This window comes from Aquimarina addita, assembly GCF_039539305.1.
GTDB classification, from domain to species: domain Bacteria; phylum Bacteroidota; class Bacteroidia; order Flavobacteriales; family Flavobacteriaceae; genus Aquimarina; species Aquimarina addita.
Genome location: NZ_BAABCW010000057.1, coordinates 1 through 1589, shown reverse-complemented (window position 1 = coordinate 1589; position 1589 = coordinate 1). Strand labels below are relative to the sequence as shown.

General features: G+C 32.5%; 2 protein-coding genes. One reads left to right on the top strand and one right to left on the bottom strand.

Going from position 1 to position 1589, the window contains the following annotated elements:
• Positions 1-132: 132 nt before the first annotated feature.
• Entirely contained in the window at positions 133-708 is a 576-nt protein-coding gene (locus ABD816_RS22070) for a nitroreductase family protein (RefSeq protein ID WP_344931076.1), read from the bottom strand.
• Positions 709-774: 66 nt separating this feature from the next.
• On the opposite strand from ABD816_RS22070, the gene ABD816_RS22065 reads away from it, so the two are divergent.
• Positions 775-1506: a methyltransferase domain-containing protein gene (locus ABD816_RS22065; RefSeq protein ID WP_344931074.1), complete on the top strand. Its 732-nt coding sequence runs from the start codon at positions 775-777 to the stop codon at positions 1504-1506.
• The last annotated feature ends 83 nt before the right edge of the window (positions 1507-1589 follow it).

Below are 1589 nucleotides of genomic sequence, written 5' to 3'. Positions count from 1 at the left end.
TGGTAAAAGACTTAACTGATCTTGATCGTAAGTCTTGAAGATTACTTTGCGACTCATAATCTAAATTTACAAATAACCGAAATTTTATACAAAAAAAAGACTGCCTTTTTAGACAGCCTCTTTTTTTAATTTTTACTCCAGCCATACTACTTTATTCTCAATAGGATTTCTTTTTGAAGAAAGCTCCTCTGTAGTATTATAGTTTCCCAAATAGAAAAAACCTAAACAACGTTCACCTTCTTCTAACTCTAGAAAGTCATCCATATATTTAATCAATACAGGGCTACTCCAGTAACACCCTATATCCATCGCAGTACAACTAAGCCACATATTCTGAACTGCCATCGAAACTGCAGCAATTTCTTCCCATTCTGGCAACCGATTCTTTAAGTCTCGTTGCATACAGATCGCTATAACTGCACTAGCAGCATCACAATTATTTTTTATTTTTTTATGTTTGAATGGAGAAAACGAATCATCCGTGGTTATATCTGTATACGTATCGGCTAAAAATGTGCCTAATCTATCCTTTGTGTCTCCTTGAATTACTTTAAACCTCCAAGGTTCTGTAAGTCTATGCGTAGGTGCCCAATTTGCATTTTCTAATAGTTGATTGATTAACTCACGAGCCACCGGAACATCATTATACTGTGCAGGAAATACAGATCTCCTTTTCTTTATAAGGGTATTGATAAAATTTGTATCCATGATTGTTTTTATTGTAAAGTTATTACTAATATGCAGACTATAATAATTAAATAATCTTACATTTTCTTGAATTTCAAAAATAGAGTATATCAAAAAGAACAATTGGATGACCTATCGTTATCGGGTAAAAAATTGCATCAAACTTTGGGAAGTTTAAAGTTGATTAATACTATTTTTGGAAATCATAAAACCCTAAGTAAAAGTGTACTGAACTATTGTCTTTCTAATAGGAATAAAAAACCCTTTCATATTGTGGATTTAGGTTGTGGTGGCGGAGACAGTATAGCTCATATCTATAAAACACTTCACAAAAGAGGTATTAAAGCCTTGTTTACTGGAATAGACGGAAATCCAGAAAGTATTGCTTTTGCAAAAGCCAATACTAACGTACCTAAAAACTCTAATTTTATAGTCGCAGATATCTTAGCACCGACCTTTTCAATTCCGGATGCAGATATTTTGATTAGTAGTCACTTCATCTATCACTTTACAAACGATGATCTTATCCGCTTTCTAGAAAGAGTAAGCACTAAAAAAATCAATCATATTATTTTTAGTGAATTATATCGAAGTAAAATTGCATATTATTTATTCAAATTCTCCAGCCCTATACTTCCTATCTCTTTAATAGCAAAGAGAGATGGATTACTTGCTATAAAAAGAGCGTTTACAGTTGAAGAATTAAACAAGATTTTAAAAAGAAGCAACTTAAAAAATGCCTCTGTTCATAAAAAATTATGGTTCAGAACGTTAACAGTAATCCCCCATAGACCCCAGAAACTTCAGTACGTTGGCTAACGTAAAATTCGTAATTTACTGGGGTATTAACTTTAGCTCTTTGTGAGACCGTTTTTTAAAATGTTGCTGCTTTTAGTAAGCAC

Bases quoted from the DNA above. Each gene is read 5' to 3' on its own strand.
- ABD816_RS22070 (WP_344931076.1), bottom strand. From the start codon at position 708: ATGGATACAAATTTTATCAATACCCTTATAAAGAAAAGGAGATCTGTA.